At 52.4% G+C, this 14,057-nt stretch carries 12 protein-coding genes and 1 pseudogene; 3 read left to right on the top strand and 10 right to left on the bottom strand.

Going from position 1 to position 14,057, the window contains the following annotated elements; translation table 11 throughout:
- Nucleotides 1-3: 3 nt before the first annotated feature.
- Complete coding sequence (locus QUE74_RS22485) at nucleotides 4-1,140, top strand: HlyD family secretion protein (RefSeq protein WP_000364886.1); 1,137 nt, start codon at nucleotides 4-6, stop codon at nucleotides 1,138-1,140.
- Here the strand turns inward: QUE74_RS22485 and QUE74_RS22480 are convergent.
- A complete protein-coding gene (locus QUE74_RS22480; protein WP_000164020.1) occupies nucleotides 1,137-2,111 on the bottom strand; it encodes a LysR family transcriptional regulator in 975 nt (324 codons plus the stop codon). The two genes, QUE74_RS22485 and QUE74_RS22480, sit on opposite strands and share 4 nt — an antisense overlap.
- A 123-nt stretch (nucleotides 2,112-2,234) precedes the next feature.
- Here QUE74_RS22480 and QUE74_RS22475 point away from each other — a divergent pair, with 123 nt between their 5' ends.
- The gene (locus tag QUE74_RS22475) at nucleotides 2,235-2,975 is read left to right on the top strand and encodes a MipA/OmpV family protein (RefSeq protein ID WP_000906829.1); all 741 of its coding nucleotides are present in this window, start codon (nucleotides 2,235-2,237) and stop codon (nucleotides 2,973-2,975) included.
- Between the two features lie 129 nt (nucleotides 2,976-3,104).
- Here QUE74_RS22475 and QUE74_RS22470 read toward each other — a convergent pair whose 3' ends face one another.
- Both QUE74_RS22470 and QUE74_RS22465 read right to left on the bottom strand, forming a co-directional pair.
- Nucleotides 3,105-5,075 carry a glycoside hydrolase family 127 protein gene (locus QUE74_RS22470; RefSeq protein WP_001026872.1) on the bottom strand — a complete coding sequence of 657 codons (1,971 nt, stop codon included), beginning with the start codon at nucleotides 5,073-5,075 and terminating at the stop codon, nucleotides 3,105-3,107.
- 10 nt (nucleotides 5,076-5,085) lie between these two features.
- Complete coding sequence (locus QUE74_RS22465; protein WP_000204811.1) at nucleotides 5,086-6,486, bottom strand: MFS transporter; 1,401 nt, start codon at nucleotides 6,484-6,486, stop codon at nucleotides 5,086-5,088.
- A 225-nt stretch (nucleotides 6,487-6,711) separates the two neighbouring features.
- Between QUE74_RS22465 and QUE74_RS22460 the strand changes: the two genes are divergently transcribed.
- A complete protein-coding gene (locus QUE74_RS22460; RefSeq protein ID WP_000891823.1) occupies nucleotides 6,712-7,527 on the top strand; it encodes an AraC family transcriptional regulator in 816 nt (271 codons plus the stop codon).
- 31 nt (nucleotides 7,528-7,558) lie between these two features.
- Here the strand turns inward: QUE74_RS22460 and araD are convergent, their stop codons facing one another.
- The 7 genes and pseudogenes from araD to yiaM all read right to left on the bottom strand — a co-directional run bounded on the left by araD (nucleotide 7,559) and on the right by yiaM (nucleotide 14,012).
- Nucleotides 7,559-8,254 carry an L-ribulose-5-phosphate 4-epimerase gene (gene araD / locus QUE74_RS22455; protein ID WP_000893147.1) on the bottom strand — a complete coding sequence of 232 codons (696 nt, stop codon included), beginning with the start codon at nucleotides 8,252-8,254 and terminating at the stop codon, nucleotides 7,559-7,561.
- Nucleotides 8,248-9,108 (bottom strand): L-ribulose-5-phosphate 3-epimerase, encoded by an 861-nt coding sequence (locus tag QUE74_RS22450; RefSeq protein WP_001355030.1) that lies wholly within the window; start codon nucleotides 9,106-9,108, stop codon nucleotides 8,248-8,250. Before QUE74_RS22450 ends, araD begins: the two co-directional genes overlap by 7 nt.
- Complete coding sequence (ulaD, locus tag QUE74_RS22445; protein ID WP_000089465.1) at nucleotides 9,101-9,763, bottom strand: 3-keto-L-gulonate-6-phosphate decarboxylase UlaD; 663 nt, start codon at nucleotides 9,761-9,763, stop codon at nucleotides 9,101-9,103. The genes QUE74_RS22450 and ulaD overlap by 8 nt, the downstream gene beginning before the upstream one ends.
- The gene (lyxK, locus tag QUE74_RS22440) at nucleotides 9,760-11,256 is read right to left on the bottom strand and encodes an L-xylulokinase (protein WP_000196123.1); all 1,497 of its coding nucleotides are present in this window, start codon (nucleotides 11,254-11,256) and stop codon (nucleotides 9,760-9,762) included. Before lyxK ends, ulaD begins: the two co-directional genes overlap by 4 nt.
- Nucleotides 11,257-11,259: 3 nt before the next feature.
- A pseudogene (gene yiaO, locus QUE74_RS22435) lies at nucleotides 11,260-12,246 on the bottom strand (2,3-diketo-L-gulonate TRAP transporter substrate-binding protein YiaO).
- Nucleotides 12,247-12,258: 12 nt separating this feature from the next.
- On the bottom strand, nucleotides 12,259-13,536 hold the full coding sequence (yiaN, locus tag QUE74_RS22430; RefSeq protein ID WP_000279617.1) for a 2,3-diketo-L-gulonate TRAP transporter large permease YiaN: 1,278 nt from the start codon (nucleotides 13,534-13,536) through the stop codon (nucleotides 12,259-12,261).
- 2 nt (nucleotides 13,537-13,538) lie between these two features.
- Nucleotides 13,539-14,012: a 2,3-diketo-L-gulonate TRAP transporter small permease YiaM gene (gene yiaM, locus QUE74_RS22425; protein WP_000721665.1), complete on the bottom strand. Its 474-nt coding sequence runs from the start codon at nucleotides 14,010-14,012 to the stop codon at nucleotides 13,539-13,541.
- Nucleotides 14,013-14,057: the final 45 nt, after the last annotated feature.

Below are 14,057 nucleotides of genomic sequence, written 5' to 3'. Positions count from 1 at the left end.
CTTATGGATTTACTGATTATTTTGACCTATGTGGCTTTCGCATGGGCAATGTTTAAGATCTTCAAAATTCCTGTAAATAAATGGACCATTCCCACCGCGGCCCTGGGTGGCATATTTATTGTCAGCGGTCTAATTCTGTTAATGAACTATAACCATCCGTATACCTTTAAAGCGCAAAAAGCGGTTATTTCTATTCCTGTTGTCCCGCAGGTGACAGGCGTGGTGATCGAAGTGACGGACAAGAAAAATACGCTGATTAAAAAAGGTGAGGTGCTATTTCGACTGGACCCGACGCGTTATCAGGCGCGGGTGGATCGGCTGATGGCGGATATCGTTACCGCAGAACATAAACAGCGGGCGTTGGGCGCAGAGTTAGATGAGATGGCGGCGAATACTCAGCAGGCAAAGGCCACGCGGGATAAATTCGCTAAAGAGTACCAGCGTTACGCACGCGGCAGCCAGGCGAAAGTAAACCCGTTTTCAGAACGCGATATTGATGTGGCGCGGCAAAATTATCTGGCGCAGGAAGCCTCCGTAAAGTCATCGGCGGCGGAACAAAAACAGATCCAGAGCCAGCTGGATAGCCTGGTGTTGGGTGAACATTCTCAAATCGCCAGCCTGAAAGCGCAGCTCGCGGAAGCAAAATATAACCTTGAGCAGACGATAGTGCGTGCGCCGAGCGATGGTTATGTGACCCAAGTGCTGATTCGTCCGGGTACCTATGCCGCATCGCTGCCGCTACGTCCTGTGATGGTGTTTATACCCGATCAGAAACGACAAATTGTGGCGCAGTTCCGTCAGAACTCCTTGCTGCGACTGGCTCCCGGCGATGATGCGGAAGTGGTGTTTAATGCTCTGCCAGGTAAGGTATTCAGCGGTAAGCTGGCATCCATTAGTCCAGCTGTTCCCGGCGGAGCTTATCAGTCGACCGGCACCTTACAGACGTTAAACACAGCACCGGGTTCAGATGGCGTTATCGCGACCATTGAACTGGATGAGCACACTGAGTTGAGCGCTTTACCAGACGGTATTTACGCCCAGGTGGCGGTTTACTCTGATCATTTCAGCCATGTCTCGGTGATGCGCAAAGTGCTGTTACGCATGACCAGTTGGGTGCATTACCTTTATCTCGATCATTAATCTTCGCTTTCCGCCGCTTGTTCAGGCCGCAGTTGCTGCGACTGAGCAAGCTGGTGGCGAATTTCACGCAGCATTTCATCCAGCACATACTGGACCCGCCAGGGCTGGTATTCCCGTTTACGGAAGATAGCCACCAGATCCAGCCACCATTCATACGGTTGCTGAAAGCAGGGCACCAGCGTGCCGTCTTGCAGGTCGCTCTGCACACTTTTGTCTGGCGCAAACACAATCCCCAGGTGATTTCGTGCCAGCTCCAGCGCCGATTGCGTGTTGTCGCAAACGTAATTTCCCTTCACGCGATAATCCCGCACCTCTTTACTCCCGGCGACGTTGAAGCGCCAGATATTCGCGTCGTCGATCATCATCGAGTCGATCAAAATACAGGAGTGATGTTCGAGTTCGTCAGGACGGCTAATGGGATGTTTCTCAAGATAGCGCTGACTGGCATAAGCGGTTACGGCATATTGCGTAATAAAACTGGCAACCAGCGATTCATCTTTTGGTGGAGCATAGCTGATTAAAACATCACAATCATCGGGAAATTCGACACCTTCATAAAAGGCATTACGCTCAAGATTGCAGGTTTTTAGCGATAAGGTGATATCACCGATATCTTTAATTTTATCGATAACATGTTTGGATAAATAGGTAATTATGCCGGTTGGGGCGTAGATGGTGACCCGACCACGTTTCTCATGCTTATAATCTGCAATAAAATTATTAAGTTGCTCGTTTCTGTCCAGCATGTCGTTGATGTACGGTAACAGCGCGGTACCAAAAGGTGTGAGCATCAGCTGCCGGGTGGTTCGGTCAAAGACTTTTAAACCTACTTTTGATTCAAAATCAGCAAGATATTTGCTGACGTTGGCCTGTGCGAATCCAAGTACAGTCGCGGCATGGCTGATATTTTCACTGGCAGCGATTACCGAGATAATTTTTAACTCCCGGTACTTAAGTTGTAATTTTGTCATCGCAACAGCCCAATTATATATAATTTTATATATTACTATATAAATATGAATCTTGCACCGGAGAAATTGTAAGCATTATTATGCCGACTCTTTTTTATCTTATTTTAAAATGGAATACCGGACATGTTAATTAACCGCAATATTGTGGCGTTATTTACGTTGCCTTTTATGGCAAGCGCTACTGCTTCTGAATTATCCATTGGTGCTGGTGCAGCTTATAATGAATCGCCTTATCGTGGTTATAATGAAAATACAAAGGCAATTCCGCTGATTAGTTATGAAGGTGATTCTTTTTATGTTCGTCAGACCACGTTAGGTTTTATTCTGTCGCAAAGTGAAAAAAATGAACTTAGCCTGACCGCATCCTGGATGCCGCTGGAATTTGACCCTGCAGATAATGACGATCATGCCATGCAACAGCTTGATAAGCGTGATAGTACGGCTATGGCGGGGGTTGCCTGGTATCACCACGAGCGTTGGGGAACCGTGAAAGCCTCTGCGGCTGCGGACGTTCTGGATAACAGCAACGGCTGGGTGGGGGAGCTATCGGTATTTCACAAAATGCAGATAGGTCGCCTGTCGCTGACACCTGCACTGGGCGTTCTCTATTATGACGAGAATTTCAGTGACTATTACTATGGCATTTCAGAGAGTGAGTCCCGTCGTAGCGGTCTGGCAAGTTATTCCGCGCAGGATGCCTGGGTGCCCTATGTCAGCCTGACGGCAAAATACCCGATAGGAGAGCACATCGTATTGATGGCGAGTGCCGGATACAGCGAGCTGCCGGAAGAGATTACCGACAGCCCGATGATTGATCGTAATGAGAGTTTTACCTTTGTCACCGGCGTGAGCTGGCGTTTTTAATTTACCGGTGGATGTCGGTGCGGCTGGCCTACGCTCTCGCACTGACCTTCAGGCTTGATAAGACGCGTTAAGCGTCGCATCAGGCAATGTGCACCCTACGTTGGATGCGGCGCGAGCGCCTTATCCAACCTACGGATGGCAATGCTTTTCCTCATTCACCCAGATCCGCATTTCGCCTTCACCCCGGTTAGCCCAGCTAAACCACGGGATAAATGTCAGAGTTTGCGGCTGGCGTTTGGCTGGCGCGCTGTCGTAATGCCACAGCGGTTGCTGCTCTGGATTGCTCTGTTCATACCGGTAACCCGGTGCCTGGATTAAGATCTTATGGCGGAACAATCCATTACCTTCAAATGTCGTAAATGGCGCATCGGCGGGCAGCCACAGGTTATGCAGTGACTCGCCGTTGTCGGCCTGTTCCAGGCAATACACCAGCGGGCCGCGCTGAATCGCCACTTTTCCGGCGACGTGACGCACCAGCGGGTTACCGTAAACGCGACGTACCGGCATTGGCAAAGTCAGATTCAGCGTGTCGCCCTCCTGCCATTCGCGGGTAATGTGCAAATACCCTTTACGAATATCCTGCTCGACCTCTTCCCCATTCAATGTAATCTGCGGCTGTGTGCACCAGTCCGGCAGACGTAAAGCCAGCGTATGACGCACCGGCTGGGGCGATTCAACCGCAATTGTCACCTGTTCCTGCCACGGATAGTTTCCGCTAACCCGCAGACGCAGCGTGCCATTTTCTACCGGCACTTCCATGCTGTTTCCTGCGTAGATGTTGATATACAACGCATCTTCACGCGGCGTGTAGAGATAATGACCAATCGAGGTTAGCACGCGGGCGATATTTGGCGGACAACAAGCGCAACCAAACCAACGCTGGCGGATCGGCTTAACGTGATCGTAGATATGGTTGAATTTCAGCGATTTTGGATGTACTTCCAGCGGATTCACATAGAAGAAATGTTTGCCATCCAGCGCCATGCCGCCGAGCACGGTGTTGTACAGTGCGCGCTCCATCACATCGGCATATTGACTGTCGCCTTCCATTTCCAGCATTCGCCGGGCGAACATCATCAGGCCGATGGAAGCACAGCTTTCGGCGTATACCGTGTCATTCGGCAGATCGTAATCGCTGCTGAACGCTTCGCCGCTGCTTTGTGAGCCAATGCCGCCGGTAATATATAACTGACGCTGGGCCATATTGTTCCACAGCCGCAGGCAGTCCTGACGCTTGCTTTCATCGTGACTTAAACGCGCGAGATGCGCGACGCCGGTCATCAGGTAGACAAAACGTACCGCGTGACCAATGGCAGTTTGCTGCTGTGCGATGGGCAAATGTGCCTGGCTGTAGGCTTTGTCTTTCACCATCCACGCCGGGCCGTAGGTGTGCCAGTGCGAGGTCTGCCCGCGCTTTTCATATTCCTGGTCGTAATAGTGCGGTTGCGCACCACGCTGTTCGACAAAATAGTTCGTCAGCGCCAGGTAGCGCGGCTCTTCGGTCACTTCATATAGGCGCATTAGTGCCAGTTCAATTTCCGGGTGACCAGGATAACCGTGTAACTTACTTTCACCTGGACCAAATACGCTGTCGATATGATCGGCCAGACGGCAAACCACTTCCAGCAAGCGCCGCTTGCCCGTGGCCTGGAAGAAGGCGACTCCGGCTTCAATCAGATGACCGGCGCAGTAAAGTTCATGACACTCCGCCAGATTGCTCCAGCGTTCTTCGGGCGCTTTTACCGTAAAGTAAGTATTGAGATAGCCATCTTCGCACTGGGCGGAAGCGACCAGTTCGATTACCTCGTCAGCAGTTTTTTCCAGTTCGGCATCCGGCTTCTGGCACAGCGACCAGGCTACCGCTTCCAGCCATTTGGCGACGTCGCTGTCCTGAAACACCATCCCGTAAAATTCACCGTCTTGCAGTCCTGCGGCAATGCGAAAGTTTTCAATCGCATGGCTGGGTTCCGCTTCTGGGATACGATCGTTCAAGGCATCCCACTGATAAGGAATCACCACGTCGCGGACCAGTTGTTGGTACTGACCGAGGAACGGATCGCTGACCGTCAGTTTATGCAGATCGACTTCCGAAATGTTCATCTTGTGCTCCTTAAGGCTGTACATGACGCTGACGCAGGTCGCTAGCAATGCGTGACATCATAGGGTTATTGAGTTTGCAAAAGCGGATCGCCATCGCCAGCAGCAGGTGGAACAGCGCAGGCAGCAATGTTTCCATCGCTGCGATCCCGCCAAGCGAACTGGCGGTCTGGTTTTCCACGCCTGGCTGGTAGGCGACAAAAATAAACAGCAGGCTGATGATCCCGGCGCTGGAGGCCCAGGCCAGCTTGATGAAAAACAGATTGAAGGCGAAGTTCATGCCGGAAGAACGTACGCGGGTTTTCCACTCGCCGTAGTCATCGGCAAAGGCCATCAATGAGAAGTGCAATGGCAATGTGAAGCCAAGAATCACGCCATTACCAAGGATCACCGCCAGCCACAGCGTTTGATAAGCCGGGCCAGAAGGCAGGAACCACATCAACACCGCCAGCGCGGCGAGGAGCAGGTTGGTGTAGTAGTAAATTTTGACGGTATCGAAACGTCGCGTTAACGGGCTGACAATCACCGAGCCGATAATGGAGGCGAAGGTGACCATAGTGAAGAACAGCGACGTGTAGCCCGTACTGCCTTGTAAGACGTAGGTAATGAAGTACATATACCCACCGCCGCGAATATTAAAGACGTTAATCAGCAGGAAAGACATGACCAGCATCAGCAGCAGTTGGTCGTTGTTTCGCAGCCCGGCAAGATGTTCGCGCAGGGTAAATTTCCCCATTGTGGAGAGTGGCACCCGTTCACGAACCCAGAAGAAACAGCACAGGAACATCACCACAGCGATGGCGCACAGCACGCCGACGCCCAGTTGATAGCCGCGCGCGGCATTACCCTGACCGAAGAGATCCACCATCCACGGCAGGCCAACCGAAACCAGAAATCCCGCTACGCCGCAGAGAACGAATCGCCAGGACTGGCAGGAGATCACTTCATTGTGGCGGGTGGTCATGGTGTTGATCAGCGCGCAGTACGGCACGTTGATGGCGGTATAACCGACTGAAAGGAGCAGGTAAGTGCCGAACGCCCAGGCGATTTTTACTCCCATGCTGGCATCTGGCACGGTGAACGTCAGGATGCCGATAATGCCGATGGGAATGGCAATCCACAACTGCCACGGACGAAAGCGCCCCCAGCGACTTTGCGTCCGGTCGGCAATGACGCCCATCACCGGGTCGGAGATGGCATCAAACACGCGCAGTGCAATAAACAGCGTGCCGACCAGCGCCGGAGTTAAGCCAAAAACGTCGGTGTAGAAAAAGGTGAGAAAGTTCATGATCAGGCAAGTTATGACGGTGCCGCCAGCGTCACCCAGGCCGTAGCCTATTTTTTCCCGTACAGATAACGCGTCGTCAATTTTACCTTTAGCGATATCAGCGGTGGTAATCGGTGTAGAGGTCATAGATATTCCTCGCAAATAGAGAGCATTTTTTTGTTTTATTGCAATGACCTGATTAATTTCGCCGTTATCTGGAATATCAACAAGGCGAGAAAAGAGTAAAAAAAGGTGACGATTCCGACCTGAATTTAAAAGTGTGAATTGGATCAGGTGAAATTAATGTTTTTGATTAATAATCAAAAGGTAATGTGTTTAATCATTAATGAATAAGCGGGAAATTACATATCAATGCTCGAATTATCCATGACGTTACCGATTAAAGTGCAAAATGGTGGATTATTTATTTCCCGTGGCGTAGGGAGGCATCCGGCAAGGCGGCTGGAGTCATGGGAAATTATCTTTGTCGAAAAAGGTCGATTAGCGATTCAGGAAGAAGAGCGGATATTTCTGGTCGATGCGGGAGAGAGTTTATTACTCTGGCCGAACCGACAGCATGTTGGGGTAGAGGATTTTCCCGCCGATCTCAAATTTTACTGGCTGCATTTTGAGGTTAAAGCGCCGGATAGCGACCCGCGCTGGCTCACTCATCTTAGTGTGCCGCAACAAACGAAGGTTGCCGATCCGCAGGCGCTGGTGGCCCTGTTTCGCCAGTTCTTAAGCGAACAGGAAAAGCATCAACGCACTCCGGCGCTGGAGTTTATTGTGCTGCTGATTTTGCAGCAACTCACCCGTGACGCGCGTCTTGATGAACAGGCCGATGCCGCAGGTACCACGCTTGCCTGGAAAGCGCAGAAACTGATCCGCACGCAATATCATCGCCCGCTTTCCACTGCGCTTTTAGCCCGCGAGCTGTACTGCAATGCCGATTATCTTGGGCGCGTCTATCGGCGGGTGTTTCATCTGACGTTAACAGAAGCAATCCACCGCCAGCGGGTGCGCGAAGCCGAAAAGCTGTTAATTAGCGAAGCGCGATCGCTCACGGAAGTGGCGGCGTTGTGCGGGTTTAATGACGTTGGCTATTTCCGGCAGATTTTTCGCAAACACACCGGTTTAACGCCAGCTGCGTGGAAGCGACGTTACAGCAAGGAACATATCAATTCGTAGTGCCGGGGCAATGAAGCCCCGGCGTGAGAGATTACTGCCCGTAATAGGCATTGGCCCCATGTTTACGCAGGTAGTGCTTATCCAGCAGTTCGTTTTGCATCGCAGGGAGCTGCGGCGCAAGCTGGCGCGAGAACAGGCCCATATAGGCGCACTCTTCCAGCACTACGGCATTATGCACCGCATCGGCGGCGTTTTTTCCCCAGGCGAACGGGCCGTGAGAATGCACCAGTACCGCCGGGATTTGTGCCGGACTCCTGCCGCGTTCTTCGAAAGTTTCAATGATCACTTCGCCGGTCTGATATTCATATTCGCCGTTAATCTCCTCTACGGTCATCTGTCGCGTGCAGGGGATGGCACCATAGAAATAATCGGCGTGCGTGGTGCCCCAGGCGGGGAGATCCAGCCCGGCCTGTGACCAGATGGTGGCGTGGCGCGAGTGGGTATGCACAATGCCACCGATTTCGGCATAGCGACGGTAAAGCGCCAGATGCGTTGGCGTATCGGACGAGGGCTTTTTGCTACCTTCCACCACCTTGCCGCTGGCTATCTCAACCACCACCATATCGTCGGCGGTCATCACGTCGTACTCGACGCCGGAAGGCTTAATTACCATCCATTGCCGCGTCTCGTCTACCGCACTGACATTGCCCCAGGTAAACGTCACCAGATGGTGAGCGGGAAGCGCCAGATTTGCCGCCAGTACGTCGGCTTTCAGTTGTTCTAACATATAAATCCAGCCTCCTGCATACGCGCTTCAATCCAGCGCCGTGCCTGAATAATCTCCAGCACCGGCTCTTTGGCTTTTTCGGTCCACATCTCAATCAGAAATGATCCGCGATAGTTCAGTTCATGCAGCGTTTTGAAGATACCAACGAAATCGACGCAGCCTTCGCCAAACGGCACGTCGCGGAACTGTCCGGGGCTATGCTCGGTCACTGGCTGGGTATCTTTCAGGTGGATGGCGGCGATACGGTCAATGCCCAGTTTCAGTTCAGCGGGAACATCATTGCCCCAGGCGCTAAGGTTGCCGACGTCCGGGTAGACGGTGAACCACGGCGAGGCGAGCATCTCGTCCCACTTTTTCCATTTGCTGATGGAGTTCATAAACGAGGTATCCATAATCTCCACCGCCAGCATTACTTGTGATGCCGCCGCCTGTTCGACAGCCCACGTCAGCCCTTCAGCAAAACGTTGCCGGGTACCTTCGTCATGGTCTTCGTAATAGACGTCGTAGCCCGCCAGTTGAATGGTGCGAATACCGAGATCGCGCGCCAGGCGAATCGCTTTGCTCATGATCTCCCGCGCCCGTTCGCGCACCGCCTCGTCCCGGCTGCCAAAAGGAAAACGGCGATGGGCAGACAGACACATTGACGGAATGGTAACACCCGTTTCGATCATCGCGGTGACCAGCGAGGCACGTTGCGCGGCGCTCCAGTCAAGGCGTGACAGCCGTTCATCGGTTTCATCCACCGACATTTCGACAAAATCAAAGCCACAGCTTTTCGCCAGCACCAGCCGCTCGGGCCAGGAGAGATCTTTCGCCAGTGCTTTTTCATAAATCCCTAACGGATGATTACGCACGCGCGCCTCCCCAGATAGCGTCGATTTGCGCATGGAAGTCGGCAGCTACCTGTGCCGGATTTGCTGCGCCTGCCAGCGCCCGCCCGGCAATAAACGCTTTCACGCGGATATCTTTAAACAGCGGCAGGTCAGCAGGCGTAATCCCGCCGGTAATGGAAAGCTCAAGGCCGATATCGGAAAGCGCCTTCATGCGTGCCAGATCGGCTTCGCCCCACTGTTGCCCGCTGGCTTGCGCGTCACGGCCACGATGATAAATGGCCTGCCGCACGCCAATACGATGCCAGTCGCGGGCGTCGTCCAGCGTCCAGTTACCAAAAAGCTCTATCTGGATTTCACCACCGCAGCGTTGCGCCATTGCGTGGCCTTTTTCTACCGTCGCGAGCGGTGCAGCGCAGATGATGGTCATCCAGTTAGCGCCTGCGCCAAACGCCTGTTGCGCGAGCGTTTCACCAGCATCGGCGACCTTCCAGTCAGCAACGATGATTTTGTCCGGGCACTGTTCGCGCAAGGCTTTCACCGCGCCAAGCCCTTCGTTTAAACAGAGAATGGTGCCCGCTTCGACGATATCGACGCTGTCTTTTAACAGCGCAACGTCGCGCTGTGCGGCTTCAAGTGATGAGTGGTCGAGGGCCAGTTGCAGAAGTGGTCTGCTCATAATGTGTTCTCCTTAACGCGGGCATGAAAGCCCTGTAGTGCGGCAATGAGGTGCTGATAGCGTTGGTATTTTTGTTGGTAAAGCTGATGGGCGGTCATATCCGGTAACAGGGTGCGCACCGGGTGCTGTTGATCGCGCTGGGCTTCGCTGAAATCGCGATAAACACCGGTGCCGACGCGGGCTGCAAGCGCCGCGCCAAAACAGCCCGTTTCTTGCACCTGCGGCAGTTCGATACGCAGTCCGCTAACGTCCGCCAGCATTTGCATCCAGACATCGGAGTGCGCCGGGCCGCCAGTGACGCGCAGGGTGTGCACATCAGTAAAACGTTCGCGCATCCGGTTGAGGTGGGTCATATGGCTGAACACCACGCCTTCATAAATGGCCTGCAACAGGTGTGCGCGGGTGTGAATGGCCTGCATCCCGTAGAAACCGCTGGTCATCTCGAGTCCGGCGTTGCTGCCGTACAGGAACGGCAGGAAAAAGAGATCGCCACCGGCTTTCGGTAAGCTGGCAACAGCCTGGTTGATCTCTGCAAACGAGATTTCTCCCCACTGCGCGGTAAACCATTCGAGATTGCCGGAAGAGGTAGGGCTGGCTTCGTGAACGATAAATTCACCGTCGTTAACGTAGCGGCCATAGACATACGGATGCGCTTCACCGCCACCTAAACCGCTGGTTATGCCGCTGGTCACCGCCCAGGTCCCCATCACCGCATTGAGGGTAAATTCGTCTTCGATTCCGGCGCAGAGTGCGGTAGAAACCACATCAAACAGGCCGCCGACAACGGGCGTACCCGCTTTCAGACCGGTCAGTGCGGCTGTCTGAGCGGTGATTTCCCCGCAGATTTCGGCAGATCCAACAACAGGCGGCAGGGCGTGATTGATTTCACTGATCCCCAGCCAGTTGGTGAGGCACGGGTCATATTCCCCGCGACTCATGTTGTAGAGATTGGATTCGGAAATATTGCTCTCTTCGCAGCCTTTGACACCGGTTAAACACCAGCGCAGGTAGTCGTGCGTCATCATCACGCAGCCAATTTGCGCGTAGCGTTCTGGTTCGTGTTCTTTCAGCCAGCGTAACAGCGACACCGGATGCCCGGTCCACAAGGTTTGTCGGGTCAGCGGGTAGAGTTTTTCCGGGATGTTATCTTCCTGCCAGCGACGAACGATTTCCATCGCCCGGCGATCCGAGGACAAAATGGCGTTACCGAGCGGCTTGTCGTTTTTATCCAGCAAAAACAAGCCCTTTCCCTGTGCGGAGATACCGATGCCGACAATTTGCTCTCCGCTAACGCTGGAATGGGTAAGCAGGGCGCGAATGACAGCCATGCAGCATTGCCACAGTTCTTCTATATCGCGCTCTGCCCAGCCTGGCTGCGGGCTTAATGCGCACAGCGGCAGGCGCTGCACGCCTGCCTCCCAGCCTTCGCGGTCATACAGTCCGGCTTTTAGCCAGCTTCCGCCACAATCTAACCCCAGCCAGTATTGCGTCATGGCTTATTGCACCTCATCCACGGCTTTCAGCAGTTCATCGCCCTGCGGAACATCTTTTACAAACATGTCGCGGACCTGAGTACCCAGTACGTCGCTAAAGGCTTTGCGATCAAGTTCGGTGATGACTTCCACGCCAGCGTCTTTCATGCCGTCGATGATTTTTTGCTGATTTTCGGCGACCAATTTGCGCTGGTAATTACCCGCTTCTTGCGCAGATGAAATTAGCGCTTGCTGGAACTCCGGGCTTAAGCCATCAAACTTCGCTTTGTTGATCACCACCAGAAGTGGGGAATAGGCATGGTGCGTCAGAGAAAGGTACTTCTGCACTTCATAAAATTTGGCTGACCAGACGACGTTGATCGGGTGTTCCTAAGCGTCGATAGTGCGCGTTTCCAGCCCGGTATAGACTTCGGCAAATGGCATCGGAATCGGGTTAGCGCCAAAGACTTTGAATGCGGCGATATTCATCGGGCTATTGTTGGTGCGTATTTTCAGCCCTTTCAGGTCGGCAGGTGTTTTAACTGGCTGGCGTGAGTTGGTGACATCGCGCCAGCCGTTTTCCCAGTAGGCCAGTACTTTCAGTCCCTTACCTTCAAGGGAGGCCTTCAGTTCATCGCCGACTTTGCCGTCGAGTGTTTTATGCGCGTGGGCGGTATCGCGGAACAGGAAAGGAACATCAAGCAGGTTCATCACAGGTGATAATCCGGCAAAGTTATTCGAGCCAGACATCTCCATATCAATAGTGCCGCCACGCACGCCGCTGATCATCGCTTGTGCGTTGCCGAGAGTACTGTCCGGGAACAGTTTTAATTTCAGCTCGCCTTTGGTTCTCTCCTGTAATAATTCATTAAATTTTTTCGCTGCAATATGTTGTGAGTCGGTTTGTGAGGTTTCATAACCGAAACGTAATGATTGTGCCGCCAGCGAAGACGTACTGAATGCAGCGAGGCCAGCAATGAATAATGCGTAGGTTACAGAGCGTAATTTCATTATATTTTCCTTTTAATTAATCCATTTCAACGGGAGGATGATGAGATCGGGAATAAAAACAAATAAGGCTAATAAGGAATATAAAACCAGGACGTAAGGGAAAACGCCTCTGACTGCATCATCGAATTTGAGTTTAGCCACCCCTGAAATAACGTTAAGCACATTACCGATAGGCGGTGTAATTAAGCCGATTGAGCAGTTGATGATAAACATGACTCCGAAGTAAATCGGATCGATTCCTGCCTCTTTAACTAAAGGCATTAATACCGGGGTAAGAATTAACACCGTCGGCGTTAAATCCATTACCATACCGACTATCAAAATCGCCACCATAATGACGATAAACAGCAGACGCGGTGAATCGACCAACGGTTGCAGTAAATCAGAAACCATCATCGGCAATTCAGCAATGGTAATCAGCCAGGCAGAAACTTGTGCCGAGGCCACCAGAAACATCACCACTGAGGTGGTTTTCGCCGCGCCAATGAGTACATGCCAAAGTGTAGCGAAGGTCATTTCACGGTAAATAACTGTGGCGACAAACAACGCATAGAAAGCAGCAACGGCCCCGGCTTCGGTAGGGGTAAACAGACCGGAGCGAAAGCCGCCAATAATAATGACCGGAAGAAATAGCGCCCAGATACCGGAAACAAAAGATTGCCAGATTTCTCGTTTCGTTGCTTTTTGCTGACGGGGTAAATTAAGACGACTGGCCTGCCACCACCAGGTGAGCATCAGCGTTGCGCCCATCATAATGCCTGGGGCAATACCCGCCATAAACAACTTACTGATGGATAATCCGCTGGAAACACCGAAGATAATAAACGGAATGGAAGGGGGAATAATTGGCGCGATAATGCCGCCAGAGGCAATCAGCCCCGCAGCCCGGTTGACCGGGTAGTTAGCGCTGCGCATCATCGGCACTAATAGCGCGGCAACGGCGGCGGTATCCGCAACAGCAGAACCGGAAAGGCTCGCCATAATCATTGCCGCCAGCACGCCGACGTAGCCCAGCCCGCCTGGTTTATGCCCCACCAGTTTCATCGGCAGGTCAACAATGCGTTTTGATAAGCCGCCCGCATTCATGATTTCACCCGCCAGTACAAAGAACGGAATCGCCAGCAGGGAGAAGCTGTCAGCACCGTTTACCAGCGTTTGCGCCATGATCTGGACATCAAACATATCCAGCCAGAACATAAGCGCCGCCCCGCACAACAGTAGCGACCAGGCAATAGGCAAACCGATGGCAATGCCACCCAACAGGCAGCCCAGAAAAATCAGCACAGCCATGATTAAGCTCCTTGCGGTGGCGGCGTTAGAGAATTGCTACGCGTGATGAGTTGATATAAAAGGCGCAGCTCAAAGAATGCGATAACGAGGCTGGTGGGCAGACAAGCGGCATACATCAGGCCGATGGGCAAGCCGAGGATCGGTGAATAATCGCTCCAGTCCTGAATTGTTTTTAGCGTTGCGCCCCAGGCCAGTGCGCCACAAATAAATAAGATTAAGGAGTGGGTAACCAGAGCGACTCGTCGCTGCCACGCGGGGGAGAGTTTCTCCACCAGAAAGGTAACCTGAACGTGGGCGTTATCCATAAAAGCCACAATCGCGCCAATAAAGGTTAACCAGACAAATAAATAGCGCGACAATTCATCTACAGATAAAATACTTGTCTGAAAACCATATCTTAAAATAATGTTTATAAACACAATACAGGAAAGTACGGCGAGATTAATCGCCAGTATTGCTTCAAGTATTTTTTTCATAGCTATTCCTTGAGGCTATGTTTGTCATAATTCAAGTTGCATGTG

It is taken from the genome of Escherichia sp. 10290 (assembly GCF_030295155.1).
GTDB lineage: Bacteria > Pseudomonadota > Gammaproteobacteria > Enterobacterales > Enterobacteriaceae > Escherichia > Escherichia coli_F.
Note: the sequence above shows the minus strand (reverse complement) of the source record. Positions and strands in the feature narration are given on the sequence as shown.

What these genes read in the sequence shown, in the direction of transcription:
- QUE74_RS22485 (WP_000364886.1), top strand. Translation starts at nt 4, where the DNA reads ATGGATTTACTGATTATTTTGACCTATGTGGCTTTCGCATGGGCAATG.
- QUE74_RS22480 (WP_000164020.1), bottom strand. Translation starts at nt 2,111, where the DNA reads ATGACAAAATTACAACTTAAGTACCGGGAGTTAAAAATTATCTCGGTA.
- QUE74_RS22475 (WP_000906829.1), top strand. Translation starts at nt 2,235, where the DNA reads ATGTTAATTAACCGCAATATTGTGGCGTTATTTACGTTGCCTTTTATG.
- QUE74_RS22470 (WP_001026872.1), bottom strand. Translation starts at nt 5,075, where the DNA reads ATGAACATTTCGGAAGTCGATCTGCATAAACTGACGGTCAGCGATCCG.
- QUE74_RS22465 (WP_000204811.1), bottom strand. Translation starts at nt 6,486, where the DNA reads ATGACCTCTACACCGATTACCACCGCTGATATCGCTAAAGGTAAAATT.
- QUE74_RS22460 (WP_000891823.1), top strand. Translation starts at nt 6,712, where the DNA reads ATGCTCGAATTATCCATGACGTTACCGATTAAAGTGCAAAATGGTGGA.
- araD (WP_000893147.1), bottom strand. Translation starts at nt 8,254, where the DNA reads ATGTTAGAACAACTGAAAGCCGACGTACTGGCGGCAAATCTGGCGCTT.
- ulaD (WP_000089465.1), bottom strand. Translation starts at nt 9,763, where the DNA reads ATGAGCAGACCACTTCTGCAACTGGCCCTCGACCACTCATCACTTGAA.
- lyxK (WP_000196123.1), bottom strand. Translation starts at nt 11,256, where the DNA reads ATGACGCAATACTGGCTGGGGTTAGATTGTGGCGGAAGCTGGCTAAAA.
- yiaN (WP_000279617.1), bottom strand. Translation starts at nt 13,536, where the DNA reads ATGGCTGTGCTGATTTTTCTGGGCTGCCTGTTGGGTGGCATTGCCATC.
- yiaM (WP_000721665.1), bottom strand. Translation starts at nt 14,012, where the DNA reads ATGAAAAAAATACTTGAAGCAATACTGGCGATTAATCTCGCCGTACTT.